Genomic DNA, 19,796 nt, shown 5'->3' on the forward strand with positions numbered 1-19,796 from the left:
CGCATGGCTTCCATGGCTTTCCGGCGACAGATGGGAGAGACGACCATGGGTGCGCCCCTGCAAGACTTGAAACGGACCGGACTATATGACCTGCACGTGGACCTTGGCGCCAAGATGGTGCCGTTTGCCGGCTATGAAATGCCCGTGCAATACCCGCTGGGCGTGCTGAAGGAACACCTGCACACACGCAATGCCGCCGGTCTGTTCGATGTCAGCCATATGGGTCAGGTGATCTTGCGCGGCGCGACGCCAGCCCTGTCACTGGAACGGATTGTGCCCCAATCGATCGCAGGTCTTGCCGAAGGGCGCCAGCGCTATGCGTTCTTCACAAATGACGCGGGCGGCATTTTGGATGACCTGATGGTTGCCAACCGCGGCGACCACCTCTTCTTGGTCGTAAACGCCGCCTGCAAGGACGCCGATATCGCCCACATGCGCGCCCATCTAACAGATTGCGAAATAGAGGTGATTGAGGATCGGGCACTTCTGGCCCTTCAAGGCCCTGCTGCCGAAGCCGCTTTGTCCTCGCTTGTGCCATCTGCGGGCGCGATGAAATTCATGGACATCGCCGTTACTGACAGTGACTTTGGAGAGCTTTGGATCTCTCGATCGGGCTATACGGGCGAGGACGGATATGAAATTTCAGTGCCAAATGCCCACGCCCAGGCGTTTGCCCGCGCCCTGCTGGCAATAGATACAGTCGAACCCATCGGTCTTGGCGCACGCGACAGCCTGCGCCTTGAGGCCGGGCTTTGCCTGTATGGCAACGATATCGACACCACAACCACGCCGGTCGAAGCCGCACTTGAATGGGCGCTGCAACAGCCCCGCAAGTCAGGTGGTGATCGCGAAGGCGGCTTTCCCGGTGCAGAGCGCATTCTGGCAGAATTTGAAAATGGTGCGTCCCGCCGGCGCGTTGGCTTGCTGCCAGAAGGTCGCGCACCGATGCGCGCCGGAACTGAACTCTATGCCTCGGAAGAAGCAGAGAGCCCGATCGGGCAAGTCACGTCCGGCGCATTCGGGCCGTCTATCGAACGCCCGATGTCCATGGGCTATGTCGCCATAGACCACGCCGCCACGGGCACGAAAATCTTTGGTGACGTGCGCGGAAAACGCCAACCCGTCACGGTCGCGGACATGCCGTTCCGCCCCGCCACCTATAAACGATGACCCTTACTTTCCAGCAGGAGACACCCAATGAAATACACTGAAGAACACGAATGGCTTCGCGAAGAAGATGGCACCTATCTGGTCGGCATTACCGCACACGCAGCAGAACAGCTTGGGGATGTGGTGTTCGTCGAGCTTCCCGAAGTGGGTGACACCGTGTCGAAGGATGACGAGATCGTCGTGATCGAAAGCGTCAAGGCCGCATCCGACATCCTGAGCCCGCTGGACGGCGAAATCGTGGAAGTAAATAGCGCCATCGAAGACGAACCCGGTAAAGTAAATGATGACCCCGAGGGCGACGCCTGGTTCTTCAAAATCAAGCCTTCGGACACCAGCCCGCTGGACGACTATATGGACGAAGCAGCTTACAAGACATTCATCGGCTAAGCCCTCGTCACCACCGCAAGCCTGCGCTGACCATTGCAATGGGGGGCCTTTGGGTCCCTACGCGCCACAATCGCTCGGAGATACGTCATGCCTTTCACGCCAACGGGTTACAAACCCTATGACTTCGCCAACCGCCGTCATATCGGCCCTTCGCCCGTGGAAATGGATGAAATGTTCAAGACTGTCGGTGTCAGCTCGCTGGACGAGTTGATCGACCAGACAGTGCCCAAAAGCATCCGCCAGGCAGACGCGCTGGATTGGGGCCCTGCCCTGTCCGAACGTGAAGCGCTGCACAAGATGCGTTACACCGCCGACAAGAACGTCGTGATGCGGTCGCTTCTGGGGCAAGGGTATCATGGCACGGTCACCCCCCCTGCAATCCAGCGCAACATTTTGGAAAACCCGGCGTGGTATACGGCCTACACGCCTTATCAGCCCGAGATTTCGCAAGGCCGGCTTGAAGCGCTTTTGAACTATCAGACAATGATCTCGGACTTGACCGGGCTCGAGATTGCCAACGCCTCGCTGTTGGATGAAGCCACCGCCTGCGCCGAAGCAATGACCATGGGCCAGCGCATTGCCAAGTCGAAATCGAACAAGTTCTTTGTCGATCTCAACTGTCACCCGCAAAACATCGCGGTGATGAAAACACGCGCAGCGCCGTTGGATATCGAGATTGTCATCGGTGACCCGGAAACCGATCTGGTCGCCGACGATGTCTTTGGCGCGATCTTCCAATACCCCGGAACCTTTGGCCGCGTCAGTGACTTCACCGACCAGATCGCCGCACTGCATGCCGCCAAGGCCATCGGCGTCGTTTCGGCGGACCCGCTGGCGCTGACCGTGCTGAAAGAGCCAGGCGCAATGGGCGCGGACATCGCCGTCGGCTCGTCACAGCGTTTCGGCGTGCCTTTGGGCTTTGGCGGCCCTCACGCTGCCTATATGGCGACGGCGGAAAAGCACAAGCGCGCGATGCCGGGCCGGCTTGTCGGCGTGTCTGTCGATGCGCGTGGCAACCAGGCTTACCGTCTGTCGCTGCAAACGCGTGAACAGCATATCCGGCGCGAAAAGGCGACCTCGAACGTCTGCACGGCACAGGCGCTTTTGGCTGTTATGGCCAGCTTTTATGCCGTGTTCCACGGCCCCGAGGGTTTGAAAGCGATTGCGCAGGACGTGCACCTCAAGACCGTTCGGCTGGCCAAGGGGTTAGAGCAGGCTGGCTTTACCATCACATCGAAGCACTTCTTTGACACGATCACCGTGCATGTTGGCGCGTTGCAGAACACCGTTCTGAAATCGGCCCGCGAAGAAGGCATCAACCTGCGCCCGGTTGAAACCGAATATGTCGGCATCACGCTGGACGAAGCCACCCGCCCGGCGGTGATCGAAGGCGTCTGGCGTGCCTTCGGCATCACCCGCAGCTATGATGACAGCGACAACGAATATCGCCTGCCCGATGCCAGCCTGCGAACCTCGGATTACCTGACCCATCCCGTGTTTCACATGAACCGCGCCGAAACCGAGATGATGCGCTATATGCGTCGTCTGGCGGACCGCGACCTTGCGCTGGACCGCGCCATGATCCCGTTGGGGTCGTGCACGATGAAGCTGAACGCTGCCGCCGAGATGATGCCGGTCAGTTGGCGCGAGTTTGCCTACATCCACCCAATGGCCCCGCAAGAACAGGTCGGCGGCTATATCGAACTGATCGACGATCTGAAGCAAAAGCTCTGCCTGATCACAGGTTATGACGACATGTCGATGCAGCCCAACTCGGGCGCGCAGGGCGAATATGCGGGGCTCTTGACCATCCAAGCCTATCACCGCGCGCAAGGTCAGGGCGAGCGAAACGTCTGCCTGATCCCGATTTCTGCGCACGGCACCAACCCGGCATCCGCTCATATGGTGGGGCTGGATGTGGTTGTGGTGAAATCAGCGGAGAATGGCGACATTGATCTGGACGATTTCCGCGCCAAGGCCGAAGCCGCGGGCGACAAGCTGGCGGCATGCATGATCACCTACCCATCGACCCACGGCGTGTTCGAAGAAACCGTGCGCGAGGTTTGCCAGATCACCCATGATCACGGCGGACAGGTTTATATCGACGGCGCGAACCTGAACGCGATGGTCGGTCTGTCGAAACTGGGCGAGATTGGGGGGGATGTCAGCCACCTGAACCTGCACAAGACCTTTGCCATCCCACATGGCGGCGGTGGCCCCGGCATGGGGCCGATTGGCGTCAAAGCCCACCTTGCCCCGCACCTGCCCGGCAACGGGCTGATCGGGGAAGAGGGCGCGGTGTCCGCAGCGCCCTTCGGATCGGGCTCGATCCTGCCGATCAGCTGGGCTTACGTGCTGATGATGGGGGGTGACGGGCTAACACAGGCGACCAAGGTCGCGATCCTGAACGGCAACTACATCGCCACCCGCCTGAAAGGCGCGTTCGACGTGCTGTTCACCGGTCACAATGGCCGCGTGGCGCACGAGTGCATCATCGACACACGTCCCTTTGCCGACAGTGCCGGAGTGACTGTTGATGACATCGCAAAACGTTTGATCGACAACGGCTTCCACGCACCCACGATGAGCTGGCCCGTGGCTGGCACGTTGATGATCGAACCGACCGAGTCGGAAACCAAGGCCGAGCTTGACCGTTTCTGCGATGCCATGCTCGCCATCCGCGAAGAAATTCGCGAAATTGAAGAGGGCAAGATCGACCCGGAAAACAACCCGCTGAAACACGCACCACATACATATGTGGACCTCGTGGGCGACTGGGACCGGCCTTATTCACGCGAACAAGGGTGCTTTCCGCCGGGCAGTTTCCGGGTGGACAAATACTGGTCGCCCGTCAACCGCGTGGACAATGCCTATGGTGACAGGCACCTGATCTGCACCTGCCCACCACTGACGGATTATGCAGACGAAAGCTGAGCAGTCAGTCAGACAGCCAAAAGAACGGGCGGTGGAGTAATCCATCGCCCTTTTTGTCTTTCCCGCACGGGCCACCGGCCCGGGCAGCGCCCACCCGGGGTCAGGCGCTGCCCTGATGTGGTGTGATGCAGCTTACCCCTTCGAGCGTTCCAACATCCCAAACAAGTCACGCGGATCATCCGGGTCGGCCAGCATATCAAGCTGGGTGAAGAACGTGGTGCCGACAATCGCTTTCGAGATATAACGCAAGGCCGAGAAATCCTCGATCGCGAACCCCACACTGTCAAACAGCGTAATCTCTTTGTCGCTTCGCCGCCCTGCGGTCTGCCCGGTGATCACCTGCCAAAGCTCGGTGATCTCGTGGTCTTTGTCCAACTGCTGAATCTCACCTTCAACCCAGGTCTGTTCCGGGTATTCCACGAAGATGCTTGACCGCAGAAGGATATCGCGGTGCAGTTCGGTCTTGCCGGGGCAGTCCCCGCCAATCGCATTGATGTGCACCCCTTCGCCGATCATGTTGTCGGTCAGGATCGTCGCACATTGCTTATCGGCGGTGCAGGTGGTGATGATCTGCGCGCCTTCCATGCTTTCCTCGCCCGTCTTGCACGGCACGACGGTCAGCCCCTGCCCCTGCAAATTACGCGCGCATTTCGCGGTGGCGGCGGGGTCGATGTCATACAGCCGCACGGTGTCGATGCCACAGATCGCCTTGAACGCCAGACACTGAAACTCGGATTGCGCGCCGTTTCCAATCATAGCCATCGTGGTCGCGCCCTTCGGCGCCAGATGTTTCGCAGCCATCGCCGACGTCGCCGCTGTGCGCAGCGCCGTCAGCACCGTCATTTCGCTCAGCAGCTTGGGATAGCCGCTGTTCACATCGGCCAGAAGACCAAAGGCAGTGACGGTTTGCAGCCCTTCCTTGGTGTTCTTCGGGTGGCCGTTGACGTATTTGAACCCATACATTTCACCGTCCGAGGTCGGCATAAGCTCGATCACACCCACCTCCGAATGGCTGGCCACGCGCGGGGTTTTGTCAAACAACTCCCAGCGTTTGAAATCAGCTTCGATCTCGGCTGCAAGTTCGATCAGAACCTTTTCGATCCCGATATGATGGACAAGTCCCATCATGTGTTCGACCGACACAAAGGGCACATAAGCAAGTTCAGAGGGCAGAGGCGGCATGGGGCGTCCTTTCGACGATCAGTAACTTTGCGTGCGGCGGTCCAGAACGCGACGGCCAAACAGGCTTGCGGTCAGGTCCACCATCAACCGGGCGGTGCGGCCGCGGTCATCAAGAAACGGGTTCAGCTCGACCAGATCGAGCGATGAGACAAGGCCGCTGTCATACAACATCTCCATGATGTGATGGGCCTCGCGGAAGGTCGCACCACCGGGAACCGTGGTGCCGACGGCAGGGGCGATGGCGGGCTCGATGAAGTCCACGTCCAGGCTGACATGCAATAGCCCGTTGGATTGCGCCACCTGATCCAGAAACGGCAGCAGCAGCTTCGCCAATCCTTGTTCATCAATCGTGCGCATGTCATAGGCATGTGCGCCCGAGGCTTGCAGCAAGTCCCGCTCCATCCCGTCAACGGACCGCAACCCGATCAGGCAAAGGTTATCCGGATCAAGGCGCGCGGGCAGTGGTTTGCCCAGCATGTCGGGAAACCCGTCCAGACCACAGGCAAAAGCGACCGGCATCCCGTGGATGTTGCCACTGGGCGAGGATGCGGGGATATTGAAATCGGAATGCGCATCCAACCACAGCACAAATTGCGGACGCCCCATTTCAGCAGCTGCTGCCACATGCCCGGTTACGGTGCCCAGCGACAAAGCGTGGTCGCCGCCAAGATAGATCGGCAGCACATCCTGTCTCGCCAGATCATAGGCGTGGCGGTGCAAGCTGCGCGCCCAGCCTGCGACCTCGGGCAGGAATTTCAGGTGGTCGTGTTCGGTTTCGATCGCCTCGACCGGATCGCGCTGTGCGTCGCCAAGATCAACGACCTCGTGCCCAAGCGATGACAATTCCTCGGCCAAACCCGCGGTGCGGTAAGCAGCTGGCCCCATGATGCAGCCACGACGGCCTGCGCCTTCTTCCATTGGTGCGCCAAGTAGGTGGATATTCTTCATGCGGCTTCTCCTTGAATTTGCACAACGGGGCGCGGGCTTAGGTGAATACCCGCCAGCGTACACCGAACCGAGCCGCCTGCCATCTCGATCGTCGGGATGTTGAGCGCAAGAAGCGGCACATGCGCTTCGATGCGGGCGCGTTGCCCGGCGTCCAAGGCGGATAGCGCCCGTGACGACATGGCCAGCAACCGCCCGTTTTTGCCCTGCAACTCGATGGCATTGCCTGCGAATTCAGCGATCTGGGCCTGCGTCAGCGTGATGACATCCCGCCCACCGCTGGCCAGACGATCACACACTTCCGCGCGCCGTCCAGCCCCGGCAATGGTGTCCAATCCGATCAATGCAATATCGGTCCCGATGCACATCAGGACATTGGTGTGATAAATCGGTGTCCCCTTGGCGTCATGTGCATCAAACACAACCGGTTCATAGTTGAAATGCGTGCAAAACCGTTCCAGCATGACCTCGCTGGTGCGCTTTGAACGCGCGGCATAGGCCACCCTTTCAACGTGATCCAGCACCATCGCGCCCGTGCCTTCCAAAAACAGGTTATCCTGCTCAAGCCCCGAGTAATCGATGACATCCTGCACGCGATAGCGTTGTTTCAGCAGTTCAAGAACATCTTGGCGGCGTTCTGTCCGGCGGTTCTTTGAATACATCGGGTAGACGGCAACATGACCACCGGGATGCGTCGAAAACCAGTTGTTCGGAAAGACACTGTCCGGCCGGTCGGCTTGCGTGTCTTCAAACAGATGAACCTCGACACCGGCCGCACGCAGAACCTCAACCGCGGTCGAGGCCTCATCATGTGCGCGCTGCGCCAGCGTTGACAGATCAGCATACGAAGCTTGCGTTTGAAACCCGTTATCACGTGCCGTTTCCGCGTTGGGTTGAAAGTTGTGCGGACGGATCATGATCACGGCGCCAGGCGCCTGAAGCGAGGGTTTTTGCATGGCTCAACTCTGATTCAATAAGGCTGACATACAAAATAGCGAAGTAGAATTTCATATTAGAATACTATTTTTGCGCTATAGGTGATCATTTTTTTGCATTTCTGCTAAGTATCATTTATCTTTTCGACATGCATATATTCGACACCCTTGACCACAAGCTCATCGCGCTTCTGCGCGAAGACGGGCGTGCGCCGATCTCGAAGCTGGCCACCATACTGGATGTCTCGCGCGCGACGGTCCAGGCTCGGCTTGATCGGTTGCTGGACAGTGGCGCCGTTCTGGGATTCACCATTCGCGCCCGTGAAGACCACGGACCCGACGGGGTTCAAGCGATCATGATGATCGAGGTTTCAGGCCGCTCGACGACTGCCGTGATCAAGCGCCTGCGTGGTCTGCCAGAGTTGCGCAGTTTGCATTCGACCAACGGTAAATGGGATCTTATCGCGCAGCTTTCCGCAGCCAACCTGTCCGATTTCGACCGTGTATTGCGCGAAGTGCGCATTGTCGACGGGATCACCAACAGCGAGACGAGCATTTTGCTCAGCACCATCTAGTCCCTTGACGGAACGTGCACCCGACATCATATGCGGTGAAGTGAATATTTATCGGAGAACTCATCATGGCCACGAGTGCAAAAATGACCTGTCTGGATTGCAGCACGGTAAACCGTGTGCCCGTGGACAAGCTGACTGCAGGCCCAAAATGCGGAACCTGTGGCGCGAAGCTGAGTGATGGGAAAGTGCGCGAACTTGACCCGTTGACGCTTGATAAGGCGGCAAAAAACGACAACACCCCCTTGCTGGTCGATTTCTGGGCCCCGTGGTGTGGGCCGTGCCGCATGATGGCGCCAGCCTTCGCGCAAGCCGCGCAAGCGATGGCTGGCAAAGCCCGGTTTGCCAAGATCAACACCGAAGATCACCCCAAAGTCTCGACCAAAAACAACATTCGCGGCATTCCTGCGTTGATCCTGTATCAAAACGGGAAAGAGATCGCGCGCCATGCAGGTGCAATCCCTGCAAATGCAATCGAAGCCTTCGTGCGCAAGAACGCAAAGCTTTGATTTGATAAGGCGAACCGAACAAGCACCGGGCCAGATAGATCGTTAAAGGGGCCTTAGCTCAGTCGGTAGAGCGCGTCGTTCGCAACGACGAGGTCAGGGGTTCGACTCCCCTAGGCTCCACCAGTCACATCAGCGCGCCCGGGTTGATCAGCGATCACCGGGGCCTGTCAGGCTCGTCCAGAAACGCCCAGCTGTCCGCGCCGTCGAAATGGCGAACAGGCAACGCATCGACCACCGCCGGCGAGGTCATGCGCATATTCAAAGCAAACCGGTCCTGATCCGCTGCTTTGCCGGGCGCCCAATGGGTAACGCACCCACAGGTCTTGCAGCCGTGGAAGTCAATCATATGATCCCCCCAGCTATAGGTTGTCAGGTTGTCCAACCCGGATAGGATCGCGCCTTCATTCGGCGGGCAATGCGCCCAAAGCGCACCGTAACGCCGACAGATCGAACAATTGCACGACACCACGAATTGTGGCGCACTGATTTCGAATGTGACGGCACCGCAGTGACATGCGCCTTTATGTATCTCGGACATCTCGCCCTCTGACTTGCGTTCATGTCAAAGTTGCAGAAACAAGCCCAAAAAGCGAGGCTGAAGCCCCAAAAACAGCAAACCGGTCCTCTGTAGGAGCCAGTTTGCTGTCTTCAACAAGGTGCTTACCCGTCTTTGCGGATCGTCTCGTTCTTGGGGTCATAGGGGCTGTCGACGGTGATTTCGGCGTCCCAAAGTTTGTTCTGCATCTTGACCTTCAGCTTGGTCCCGGGCTTGGCCAGTTCCGGCGTCACATAGCCCATGCCAATCGACTTCCCGAACGCCACCGAATATCCGCCCGAAGTCAGGCGACCCACCTTGGTGTCGCCATCATACAGCGCCTCGCGGCCCCACGGGTCGGCATCGTCCGGCCCGTCGATCAAGAGCGTGACGCATTTCGAGCGGATGCCCTTGGCAACCATCTCATCCTTGCCGTGGAAGTCTTTCTCAAGGTCGATGAAGCGCGGCAGGTCAGCCTCTTGCGGGGTCGCGTCGCGGCCAAGTTCGGTGCCAAACGCGCGATAGGATTTTTCCTGCCGCAGCCAGTTTTGCGCGCGCGCGCCGACCAGCTTCATGCCGTGCTTTTCACCCGCCGACATCAACAGATCCCACAGATAGTTCTGCATCTCGATCGGGTGGTGCAACTCCCACCCAAGCTCGCCGGTATAGGCGACACGGATCGCATTCACGGGGCACATGCCCAGCTCAATCTTCCGGGCGGTAAGCCATGGGAACCGCTTGTTGGACAGGGCGGTTTTCGGATCGGCGTCCTTGATCACCTCGTTCAGCACGTCGCGCGATTTTGGCCCGGCGATGGCGAACACGCCCCACTGGGTGGTGACGTCCTGAATCTCAATATAGCCGAACTCTTTCATCTTATCTTCGGCGGCTTTGCGCATGAAATCGGCGTCATATTCCGTCCAGGCACCGGCTGAGACGAGGTAATAGCTATCCTCGCCATTGCGCACGATGGTGTATTCGGTGCGCGTGGTGCCAGCGGCGGTCAAGGCATAGGTCAGATTGATGCGGCCAACCTTGGGCAGTTTGTTGCAGGTGAACCAGTCAAGGAACTGCGTCGCGCCGGGGCCTTTGACCACATGCTTGGTGAAGGCCGTGGCGTCGATCAGGCCGACACCTTCGCGGATCGCCTTGGCTTCTTCGACCGCATATTGCCACCAGCCACCACGGCGGAAGCTGCGCGCGTCGTGGTCGAAGTTTTCCGGCGCGTCCAGTGGGCCGTAGTAATTCGGGCGCTCCCATCCGTTCACCCAACCAAATTGTGCGCCCTTTTCCTTTTGCCGGTCATAGGCGGGCGAGGTGCGCAGAGGCCGACAGGCCGGGCGCTCTTCATCCGGGTGGTGCAGGATATAGACGTGATCGTAGCATTCTTCGTTCTTGCGCGCCGCAAATTCGGTCGTCATCCAGTGCGACGAATAGCGTTTGGGGTCCAGCGCGGCCATGTCGATCTCGGCCTCGCCATCGACCATCATCTGAGCGAGGTAATAGCCTGTGCCGCCTGCCGCGGTGATGCCAAAGCTGAACCCTTCCGCCAGCCACATATTGCGCAGACCAGGGGCGGGGCCGACCAGCGGGTTGCCGTCGGGCGTGTAACAAATCGGACCGTTGAAATCGTCCTTCAACCCGCTTTCCTCGCAAGACGGGATGCGGTGGATCATCGCCATGTATTGATCCTCGATCCGTTCCAGATCGAGCGGGAACAGGTCGGCACGGAAGCTGTCCGGCACGCCAAATTCAAAGCAAGCGGGCGCGTTCTTTTCATAGACACCCAGAATCCAGCCGCCACGCTCTTCGCGGACGTAGGATTGCGCGTCGGCGTCGCGAATAACCGGGTGCTCTGCCCCGCCTTCAGCGCGGTATTTCACCAGCGCGGGGTCTTGGTCCATCACGATAAACTGGTGTTCAACCGGGATCGCCGGGATCTTGATGCCCAGTTTCTTGGCGGTCGTCTGGGCGTGGTTGCCCGAGGCCGTCACGACATGTTCGGCGGTGATGACGATCTGCTCGTCCGACGCCACGAGGTTACCGCCCTTTTCAACCATCTTGGTGCAGGTGACGTCCCACGCTTCACCGTTCCAATGGTAGGCATCGGCCTGCCACTTTCGCACAATCTCAACGCCGCGCTGGCGGGCACCCTTGGCCATCGCCTGCGTCACGTCGGCGGGGTTAATATAGCCGTCGGTATTGTGATAGAGCGCGCCTTTCAAATCATCCGTGCGGATCAGAGGCCAGCGGGCCTTGATCTCATCCGGGGTCAGCCATTCATAGGGCACGCCCACCGTCTCGGCGGTGGTGGCATAAAGCATGTATTCGTCCATGCGCTCGTCCGTCTGCGCCATGCGCAGGTTGCCCACCACGGCGAAACCAGCGTTCAGGCCGGTTTCTTCCTCGAGCGTCTTGTAGAATTTGACCGAGTAGTCGTGAATATGGGTCGTCGCGAAGGACATGTTGAACAGGGGCAGAAGGCCTGCCGCGTGCCATGTGGACCCAGACGTCAACTCGTCACGTTCCAGCAACATCACATCGTCCCAACCCGCCTTCGCAAGGTGATAGGCAATCGAGGTGCCGACCGCACCCCCACCGACGACAAGAGCTTTGACTTGGGTTTTCATGGGGCGACTCCCTTGGGCAGAATGCGTTGCAACATACATGCCGCAAGGTCGCGGATCGCGCTAAGCCTGCCCGACCTTTACCTGCGTGAAAACGACATCGGCGCGGGTTTCAACGCCCCAGCGCCTCGTCCAGTCGGGTGACAGGCAGCACGGGACCGATCAATTCGGCAAGATCGGCGCGGCGCGGGTTCGTTGGTTCAAACAGGGTCATGCACATGTAATCCTCGACCATCGCGGCTTGCGCCTCGAACCCATAAGACAGGTAAGCCCCTGCCTCGCGCCCCGGCCAGTAATAGGGATCGCCCTTGCGCAGGCTTTCCGCCCCAGACCGCCCCGGCGTGTATCCGGTGCGGCTACGGTTCTGCCACTGCCAGACATGCACCAGCTCGTGCATCATCAGAAGGGCATGCGGCATGGGCAGGCTTTCGGGCCAGCCTTCGAACATATCGTCACGATACAGATTGCGCTTCAGAAACACTTGGTTCCACAGAACGAAGCCCGCCGGAAACTCAAGCTTGCGGTCGGGTTGAGGCACCCGGTCGCACACACCTTTTGGCAGCTTGCGCGCATCGCGCTTCGGCGCGTCCGTAGGGATCGGGTCGGGCTTCGGCAATGGCAGCACACCAATCCCGGCGCGAACGCGCACCTTGTCGGTGTCGAGGCTGTCGCCAAAGACAATGCGCGACAACTCGACTTCGGTGGTCGACAAGGGGCGCGCGCAGCCCAGAAGGCCCAGCGCAACAAGCAGGGCCGCCATCAGTTTGAAGGGGCAACCCAACCGTAACATGCGACCTTACAGCATTCCCGGCACGACCTGGTCGGGCGGACGGTGGCCATCGGCGAAGGTCTTGACGTTGATCAGCACCTTCTCGCCCATCTCGATCCGCCCTTCAACCGTGGCCGACCCCATATGCGGCAGCGCCACCACGTTGGGCAGGTCGCGCAGACGTGGGTTGATCTCGTTCCCGTGCTCGTAGACATCCAGCCCCGCGCCCGCGATCTCGCCCGCGCGCAGCATACGGGTCAGGGCGTTTTCGTCGATGACTTCGCCGCGTGATGTGTTCACGATCACCGCCTCGGACTTCATCAGCTTCAGACGACGCGCATTCATTAGATGGAAGGTTGACGGCGTGTGCGGGCAGTTGATCGACAAAACGTCCATACGCGCCACCATCTGGTCAAGGCTTTCCCAATAGGTGGCCTCTAGCTGCTCTTCGATCTTGGGATGAACGCGCTTGCGGTTGTGGTAATGCACCTGCATACCGAAGGCGCGCGCGCGCATCGCGACCGCCTGCCCGATGCGGCCCATGCCCAGAATGCCGACGCGCCGTCCTTGAATGCGGCGGCCCAACATGGCCGTCGGTGACCAGCCTTGCCACTCACCCGTGGCCATCAGGCGAATACCTTCTGGAAAGCGGCGCGTTACGGCAAGGATCAGCGCAATGGCCATGTCCGCAGTGTCATCGGCGGTCACGCCCGGCGTGTTCGACACAAGTATTCCACGCTCGCGCGCGGTTCCCACGTCGATATGGTCGACCCCGGCACCGTAGTTGGCAATCAGCCGAAGCCGATCACCGGCCCGCGCCAGCATGTTGGCGTCGATCTGATCGTTGATCGTTGGCACCAGCACATCGCAGCGCGCCATGGCGTCAGCCAGCTCGGATCGGGTCATCGGTGTGTCATCATCCCGAAGCTCGACATCGAATAGTTCCTTCATCCGGGTCTCTACGACCTCGGGCAACCGTCGCGTGACAACAACACTCAGATGTTCAGCGGCCATGCCCGCCCTCCCTTTGGCTTTTCTTTTGCGCGTCTCCCTGACAAAGTGACAAGGAACGAGGCAAGGCACAAGCACCGCAGGGACGCAAACGAAAGAAAATTGCGCGCGCGATGGTGTGACACAGGAAATGAGGGCGGAAATGCGGTTTTCCAGCAGGTTGGCTGTGGTGGCAATGGCCATTATCTCAGCATTTTGCCTTGCGCCGATGGCAACCGCCGAAGGCACAACGTCGCCAGAGCGCGGCCCGGTTACCCATCTGCCGATTCCTCGCTTTGTGTCGCTGAAGACATCCGAAGGCAACGTGCGGCGCGGTCCATCCTTGCGCCACCGCATTGATTGGGTCTTCAAGCACCCCGGTATGCCTTTGGAAATCACTGGCGAATTCGGTCATTGGCGACAGGTGCGTGATCGCGACGGCGTTGGCGGTTGGGTGCATTATTCGCTTCTGTCTGGCGCGCGAACAGCGATTATCGACCGCGACCTGAGCCCGCTATACAGCAGCGCCGACACACAAAGCCAAATCAACGCCTATCTTGAGGCCGGCGTCATTGCACGCATCGAAACCTGTGGGCTGGCTTGGTGCCGCGTGAAAACCGATGGCATCCGAGGCTGGACCACCAAAGAAAACCTTTGGGGTGTGCGCGCAAACGAGGTGATCGAGTGACACCGCGCCTTCGATCCCGGCACCCTGCACGGGGTCGCGATCAACGGCGGGTGGTGGTTCATGCAACCGGGAAATGGCTGCGTTCGATCACCGAAGATAAACAAGACTTCTTCACCAACCTCGCCCCTTATCTTGCGAAACGCGATGTCGCGATCTCTGCCGTTCAGGCTGGTGGACGGCTGGCTCAGAAGCTTTTGCGCGACCCGCAGGCAGTCCACCTGCTTGTCGATCAAGCTCCGGTCTATGGCCCGCGCCTGTTGCACGCCAACCCCGCCCCGATCAGCGGGTTCTGGCATCTGGATGAGCTGGGGCAAGGGTGGAACAGCAGCCTGCGCCTGTCTGAATTCGACCCCGAAACTGTCGATCACGAAAACGCCGTTCGCTTCTTCAATGACGTCTCCAGCCGTGTTCTACGCGAAAACATATCCCAAGCGGGGCAAACCGCCCGGATTTCCACCGGATTGCTGGGGGCTGCGGCCACTGTGTTTTGCCAACCCGAACCGTTAGCTCAGTCTTCGCCAGCCTATCTGACCACGCAAGAGATGATTACCTCCACGGCCAATCACCGGCGCGATGGCTTGGTGTATGTCAAACTTCACCCGCGCCAGACCCGGGTCAGCCGTCAACGGGTCATCGATCTGTGTTGCGATATCGCGAATGTGCGGGTGTCCGAGGCAAGCGTGCATGATCTGATCGCGGCTTCTGCCATGGTCGTCACGCAGAACTCGACCGTTGGGTTCGAGGCGCTGATGCAAAAACGCCCGGTCGTGACCTGCGCCAAGGCAAGCTATTGGCACGCGGCCATGACCGCCCATGACTGCGATGATCTTCGCGAGGCTCTGACCCTTGGTGCAGATGCAATGCGCGGCTTTCCGTACGAGCGGTATTTCTTCTGGACCCTTGCGCGGCACGGGTTCGAACCTGCAAAAGAGGCGTTCGCCAAACGGGTTTGGGCGCGGATCTGTGACAAGGCCATGTGGCCATGCACTTGATCCCGACCCGCCCAATGGGATAGCCGAACGCCATGACACAAGACCGAACAAGACTAAACCTTTCCGCAGGCGTCGCCTCCGCGCTGGTCGCAGTGACCCTCGTTGCCCTGAAGCTGTGGGCCTTGGGCGAGACCCAGGCTTTGTCGGTCGCAGCGTCCCTTGCTGACAGTGCGATGGACCTCATGGTGTCCTTGGGGGCGCTTGCGGCCATTTGGTATGCGGCCCGGCCCGCTGATGACGACCATGCTTTCGGACATTCTGCGGCCGAGGACCTTGCCGCACTGGGTCAAAGCCTGTTCATCATGATGTCAGCGGGTATCATTACATGGGCGGCGCTGGCGCGGCTCTGGTCGGGCGAACCTGCCCCCATTCAGCATCACACGCAGGGGATCGCCGTCATGGTCGTTTCGATCGTGCTGACGCTGGCCTTGGTGATGTGGCAACGCCGTGTCGCAGGGCGCACCGGGTCTGCGGTGGTTAAAGCAGATAGCTTGCACTATCTGGGTGATCTGGTCCCAAATATCGGCGCGATCTTGTCGCTGTGGGCGGCAAACCTGTTTGGAATGGAGCAGATCGACAGCGTGGTCGCAATTGGCGCCGCTTTGCTGCTTGTTGTGGGGGCCGCTCGGATTTTCAAGACCGCATGGGACGGGCTGATGGATCACGCCGCCGACCCTGATCTGGTCGCCGGCATCGAGGCGATCGCGCGCAGCCATCCCGGCGTGCACGGCTTTCATGATCTTAAAACCCGCCGGTCCGGGTCGATCACCTTTGTGAACATGCATATCGAACTGGACGGCAGCCAGTCGCTGGACAACGCCCATGCCATAGGGGCAAGCCTGCGCCGCGCGATCCTGCACACCTATCCGGACACCGATGTGATGATCCACAAAGATCCCGTCGGCGTCACCCCGCACCCCGATGATCCATCGCGCGCTGACGCAATTTAGGCGGGGGCCAGCCCACGCCCTTTCAACAGCGCCTCGACCCCCGGAAGGCGCCCGCGAAACGCGGTATAAAGATCTTCCGCCTCGACCGATCCGCCTTTGGACAGGATGTGCTCTTCAAGCTTACGCGCAAGGGCGGGGTCAAAGGCATCGCCCACCTCTTTGAAGGCTTCGAACGCGTCGGCATCCATGACTTCGGACCACATATAGCTGTAGTAACCCGAGGAATATCCGTCGCCAGCAAAGACATGCGCGAAATGCGGTGTGGCATGGCGCATGCGAATGGCCGCAGGCATGCCGATACGGTTCAGGGTTGCCGCTTGGGCCGCCATCGGATCTGCCGGTGCCGCGCCGTCGTGGAAATCCAGATCCACCAGCGCAGACGAAATGAATTCGACGGTCTGAAAGCCAATGTCGTGGGTGGACGCTGCCAATAGCCGCTGCAACAGCGCTTGGGGCATCGGGTCGCCCGTCTTGGCGTGGGTTGCAAACTTGCCCAGCACTTCTGGCACCTCCAACCAGTGCTCGAAAAGCTGGCTGGGCAGCTCGACGAAGTCGCGTGCGACCGAGGTGCCCGAGATGGACGAATAGGTCACATCAGACAACATTTGGTGCAGGGCGTGACCAAATTCGTGGAACAACGTGCGGGCATCGTCCCAGGACAAAAGCGCGGGACGGCCCTGTTCGGGCTTGGCGAAGTTGCAGACATTCACGACAATCGGGCGAATGTCGCCTTCCAGCTTCTGCTGGCTGCGCATCGCGGAACACCACGCCCCGGACCGTTTCGATCCGCGGGCGAAATAGTCACCGATGAAGACCGCAACATGGTCGCCGTTTCGTGTCACCTCCCACGCCCGCGCGTCGGGGTGATAAAGGGAAACATCCAACGGCGCGAAACTCAGGCCAAACAGCCGGTTCGCCGTGTCGAATGCCGCATCGATCATGCGATCAAGCTGCAGGTAGGGCTTGATCTCTGCCTCGTCCAGATCGTGTTCGGCTTCACGCCGCCGTTCGGCGTAGTAGTGCCAATCCCACGGCTCCAGATCACCATTATGCCCGTCGGCGTGCAGCATTTGGGTCATGGTCTCGGCATCTTTTTCAGCGGCCGCGCGGGCAGGTTCCCAAACCCTCATCAGCAGGTCGCGCACCCGGTCGGGATGGCCTGCCATCTCGGTTTCAAGTTTGAACTCGGCAAAGCTGTCATACCCCAGAAGACGCGCGCGTTCCTCGCGCAGGGCAAGTGTTTCCTTGGCGATGCCGCGGTTGTCCGTGTCGCCGCCATTTGCCCCACGCGCGGTGTAGGCCTGATGCGCTTTTTGCCGAAGATCGCGGCGCGGGGAATGCTGCAAAAAGGGTGTTATGACCGACCGTGCCAAAGTGACGGCTGGCCCGTCAGCCCCTTTCTCTGCACCCGCGGCGCGCACCGCGTTGGCGACGAAATCAGGGAGGCCTTTCAAATCAGCGTCTTTCAGTGCCATGAACCAACTGCGTTCATCTGCCAACAGGTTTTGAGTGAACTGGGTGCCGAGCGTGGCCAGCCGCTGCTGGACGTCCTTCAGACGATCCCGGTCGCCACCTTGCAACTGCGCGCCGGATCTCACAAACCGGCGGCGGGTCAGTTTCAGCACACGCTTCTGTTCGTCCGTCAGGTCCAGAGCGTCGCGCGACTGCCAAAGTGTGTCGATCCGGTCAAACAGCTCTGCATTCATCGACACCTCTGCCGAAAACGCGGCCAGACGCGGCGACAGTTTGCGTTGCAGGTCTTCACGCGCCGGCGTGCTGTCGGCACCGGCCACATTGTAAAAGACCCCAAGAACACGATCCAGCGGCGCGTCCGCGCGCTCCAACGCCTCGATCGTGTTTGCGAAAGTGGGCGTGGTCGGCGACCCCGCAATTGCAGCAATGGCTGCTTTCGTTTCAGACAATGCGCTTTCAAAGGCCGGTTCAAAATGGCTGTCGTCAATTGCCCCGAAAGGCGGCAGTTCAAACGGTGTGTCCCATTGGGCCAGCAGCGGATTGGTCATCGGTGTATCTCCTTTGGGTGGAAGCTAGGGACGGACCGCAAGGATTACCAGAGACAGTTTCCCACCATGCTCGGTTCAGTCCAGATCAAGGTCACGTCGAAATGTCTGGCATTCAAGGTCGCCGATCATTGTGTCACCGGTCAGCTTGAAGCCCGACTTTTCAAGCACTCGCCTTGAGGCCGGGTTATTCAGCGCAACACGCGCTTCAAGCGCCCACAAGCCGCGATCCCGCGCTGCTTTGATCGCCAAACCGACCGCTTGCGTTGCAAAACCCTGTCCACCATGCGTCTGTCCAATGCGGTAGCCCAGTTGCGCCACACTGCCCTGCACAGCCGTCAGATTGACCCGTCCCAAGATCTTGCCGCCACGCTTGAGCAGGAACATCAATTCGCCCGCCGCAACCTGATCGCTCACGATCGCGGTCAGGCTGGTCAGATCCCAATAGGTTTCGGGGCGCGGCCCGACATGGGCTTCGAACCAGTCGCGGTTCTGCACCTCGAACGCAAAAAGTGCTGGCGCATCAGCGGGGCTTAGCGGGCAAAGCTCCAGGTCAGTCACAGCAGTCGCAACCTTGTCGTTTTGTGGTGCGGATCACGCGGGTTTCCGCATACATTGCGTCATAGATCAACATCCGCCCCCGCAACCCTTCGCCCGCGCCGGTGATTTCCTTGATCGCCTCGGTTGCCATCATCGCACCGATGATCCCCGGCAAAGGACCAACCACACCGGCCTCAGAGCAGGACGGCGCCAATCCCGGCGCAGGTGCTTTGGGAAAGATACACTGATAGCAGGGCGCGCCACTGGCGGGGTCGAAGGTGGCAATCTGCCCCTCCCATTGGCTGAGCGCGCCGCCGATCATCGGGATCCCCAGTTTCGTGGCAACCCGGTTGACCAGATAGCGCGTTTCGAAATTGTCCGTGCCTTCCAGAACCAGATCATAGTCCGCCATCAAGTCTTCGGCGATGTCGTCGGTCAGGCGACGATTATATGGGCGCACGGCGATGGCAGGGTTTTGGGCGCGCATCGCCCTTTCGGCAGAGAACACCTTGGGTGTGCCAATGTCTGCGTCGCGGTGAATAACCTGACGTTGCAGGTTCGAGTTGTCGACCACATCATCGTCGATCACGCCAATCGTCCCGACACCTGCAGCCGCCAGATACAGAAGCACCGGCGATCCGAGCCCACCCGCGCCGACAACCAAGACACGGGCATTTTTCAGTGCCACCTGCCCCGGCCCGCCGATTTCACGCAGCACGATATGGCGGGCATAACGGTTCAGTTCAGTGTCGGTAAAGGGGCCGCTATCCATATCAGGAGTCGCCCGTTTGGGCGCACGGGCTTTCAGCCACGCCACCCCGCGTCCGTAAAGCGCGGCCAAACCCAGAACTCCAAATGCCACCGCCCAAGAGGTGGCGTTTCCCCCCAAGGCCTGACGAATCCCGGATCCCTCGGGCAACACCAGATGGCTCAGCACCACAACCGCGCCCAACAGCGCCGTCAGTTGCCAGCGGCGTCCAACGCTCAGCCCGGCGAAACTGCCGCCCACCCAAATTACGCTTGCCCAAATGAGGACCCAAATCATCGCTGTCT

18 protein-coding genes and 1 tRNA gene are annotated in these 19,796 nt (G+C 59.8%); 9 read left to right on the top strand and 10 right to left on the bottom strand.

The features are described from left to right. Window positions 1–57: 57 nt before the first annotated feature. The 3 genes from gcvT (at window position 58) to gcvP (ending at window position 4,491) form a co-directional block, all read left to right on the top strand. Window positions 58–1,170 carry a glycine cleavage system aminomethyltransferase GcvT gene (gene gcvT, locus ACXYMP_RS10720; RefSeq protein WP_458906518.1) on the top strand — a complete coding sequence of 371 codons (1,113 nt, stop codon included), beginning with the start codon at window positions 58–60 and terminating at the stop codon, window positions 1,168–1,170. A 27-nt stretch (window positions 1,171–1,197) separates the two neighbouring features. Then, on the top strand, window positions 1,198–1,557 hold the full coding sequence (gene gcvH, locus ACXYMP_RS10725) for a glycine cleavage system protein GcvH (RefSeq protein ID WP_298569377.1): 360 nt from the start codon (window positions 1,198–1,200) through the stop codon (window positions 1,555–1,557). A gap of 87 nt (window positions 1,558–1,644) precedes the next feature. Continuing rightward, on the top strand, window positions 1,645–4,491 hold the full coding sequence (gcvP, locus tag ACXYMP_RS10730; protein WP_458906197.1) for an aminomethyl-transferring glycine dehydrogenase: 2,847 nt from the start codon (window positions 1,645–1,647) through the stop codon (window positions 4,489–4,491). A 132-nt stretch (window positions 4,492–4,623) separates the two neighbouring features. Here the strand turns inward: gcvP and ACXYMP_RS10735 are convergent, their stop codons facing one another. Genes ACXYMP_RS10735 through ctlX form a run of 3 tightly spaced genes read right to left on the bottom strand, consistent with a single transcriptional unit; the run spans window position 4,624 to window position 7,535 of the window. After that, a complete protein-coding gene (locus tag ACXYMP_RS10735) occupies window positions 4,624–5,673 on the bottom strand; it encodes an ornithine cyclodeaminase (RefSeq protein ID WP_458906199.1) in 1,050 nt (349 codons plus the stop codon). 18 nt (window positions 5,674–5,691) lie between these two features. Then, complete coding sequence (gene rocF, locus ACXYMP_RS10740) at window positions 5,692–6,621, bottom strand: arginase (RefSeq protein WP_298569370.1); 930 nt, start codon at window positions 6,619–6,621, stop codon at window positions 5,692–5,694. Next, window positions 6,618–7,535 (bottom strand): citrulline utilization hydrolase CtlX, encoded by a 918-nt coding sequence (ctlX, locus tag ACXYMP_RS10745; protein WP_458906202.1) that lies wholly within the window; start codon window positions 7,533–7,535, stop codon window positions 6,618–6,620. The genes rocF and ctlX overlap by 4 nt, the downstream gene beginning before the upstream one ends. Window positions 7,536–7,702: 167 nt before the next feature. Between ctlX and ACXYMP_RS10750 the strand changes: the two genes are divergently transcribed. From ACXYMP_RS10750 to ACXYMP_RS10760, 3 genes are all read left to right on the top strand, one after another. Beyond that, window positions 7,703–8,128: an Lrp/AsnC family transcriptional regulator gene (locus ACXYMP_RS10750; RefSeq protein WP_458906204.1), complete on the top strand. Its 426-nt coding sequence runs from the start codon at window positions 7,703–7,705 to the stop codon at window positions 8,126–8,128. Window positions 8,129–8,193: 65 nt separating this feature from the next. Continuing rightward, a complete protein-coding gene (trxC, locus tag ACXYMP_RS10755; protein ID WP_298569364.1) occupies window positions 8,194–8,634 on the top strand; it encodes a thioredoxin TrxC in 441 nt (146 codons plus the stop codon). Between the two features lie 47 nt (window positions 8,635–8,681). Then, window positions 8,682–8,757, top strand: a tRNA-Ala gene (locus tag ACXYMP_RS10760). Between the two features lie 31 nt (window positions 8,758–8,788). Here ACXYMP_RS10760 and ACXYMP_RS10765 read toward each other — a convergent pair. The 4 genes from ACXYMP_RS10765 to ACXYMP_RS10780 form a co-directional block, all read right to left on the bottom strand. Beyond that, window positions 8,789–9,172 carry a GFA family protein gene (locus ACXYMP_RS10765; protein ID WP_458906206.1) on the bottom strand — a complete coding sequence of 128 codons (384 nt, stop codon included), beginning with the start codon at window positions 9,170–9,172 and terminating at the stop codon, window positions 8,789–8,791. 122 nt (window positions 9,173–9,294) lie between these two features. Further along, window positions 9,295–11,799: a GcvT family protein gene (locus tag ACXYMP_RS10770; protein ID WP_458906208.1), complete on the bottom strand. Its 2,505-nt coding sequence runs from the start codon at window positions 11,797–11,799 to the stop codon at window positions 9,295–9,297. A gap of 109 nt (window positions 11,800–11,908) precedes the next feature. Continuing rightward, entirely contained in the window at window positions 11,909–12,586 is a 678-nt protein-coding gene (locus ACXYMP_RS10775) for a hypothetical protein (protein ID WP_458906210.1), read from the bottom strand. 6 nt (window positions 12,587–12,592) lie between these two features. Continuing rightward, window positions 12,593–13,579, bottom strand: coding sequence for a 2-hydroxyacid dehydrogenase (locus ACXYMP_RS10780; protein WP_298569354.1), 987 nt, complete (start codon window positions 13,577–13,579; stop codon window positions 12,593–12,595). A gap of 139 nt (window positions 13,580–13,718) precedes the next feature. Here ACXYMP_RS10780 and ACXYMP_RS10785 point away from each other — a divergent pair, with 139 nt between their 5' ends. Genes ACXYMP_RS10785 through ACXYMP_RS10795 form a run of 3 tightly spaced genes read left to right on the top strand, consistent with a single transcriptional unit; the run spans window position 13,719 to window position 16,185 of the window. After that, window positions 13,719–14,243 carry an SH3 domain-containing protein gene (locus tag ACXYMP_RS10785; RefSeq protein WP_458906212.1) on the top strand — a complete coding sequence of 175 codons (525 nt, stop codon included), beginning with the start codon at window positions 13,719–13,721 and terminating at the stop codon, window positions 14,241–14,243. Then, entirely contained in the window at window positions 14,240–15,235 is a 996-nt protein-coding gene (locus ACXYMP_RS10790; RefSeq protein ID WP_458906214.1) for a capsular polysaccharide export protein, LipB/KpsS family, read from the top strand. Before ACXYMP_RS10785 ends, ACXYMP_RS10790 begins: the two co-directional genes overlap by 4 nt. A 32-nt stretch (window positions 15,236–15,267) precedes the next feature. Continuing rightward, window positions 15,268–16,185 carry a cation diffusion facilitator family transporter gene (locus ACXYMP_RS10795; RefSeq protein WP_298569345.1) on the top strand — a complete coding sequence of 306 codons (918 nt, stop codon included), beginning with the start codon at window positions 15,268–15,270 and terminating at the stop codon, window positions 16,183–16,185. On the opposite strand, the gene ACXYMP_RS10800 is transcribed toward ACXYMP_RS10795, so the two are convergent. From ACXYMP_RS10800 to ACXYMP_RS10810, 3 genes are all read right to left on the bottom strand, one after another. Next, the gene (locus tag ACXYMP_RS10800) at window positions 16,182–18,206 is read right to left on the bottom strand and encodes a M3 family metallopeptidase (RefSeq protein WP_458906217.1); all 2,025 of its coding nucleotides are present in this window, start codon (window positions 18,204–18,206) and stop codon (window positions 16,182–16,184) included. The genes ACXYMP_RS10795 and ACXYMP_RS10800 overlap by 4 nt on opposite strands. 75 nt (window positions 18,207–18,281) lie before the next feature. Beyond that, a complete protein-coding gene (locus ACXYMP_RS10805; RefSeq protein ID WP_458906219.1) occupies window positions 18,282–18,764 on the bottom strand; it encodes a GNAT family N-acetyltransferase in 483 nt (160 codons plus the stop codon). After that, a complete protein-coding gene (locus tag ACXYMP_RS10810) occupies window positions 18,757–19,788 on the bottom strand; it encodes a HesA/MoeB/ThiF family protein (protein ID WP_458906221.1) in 1,032 nt (343 codons plus the stop codon). Before ACXYMP_RS10810 ends, ACXYMP_RS10805 begins: the two co-directional genes overlap by 8 nt. Window positions 19,789–19,796: the final 8 nt, after the last annotated feature.

This window comes from Aliiroseovarius sp. CAU 1755 (genome assembly GCF_054482655.1).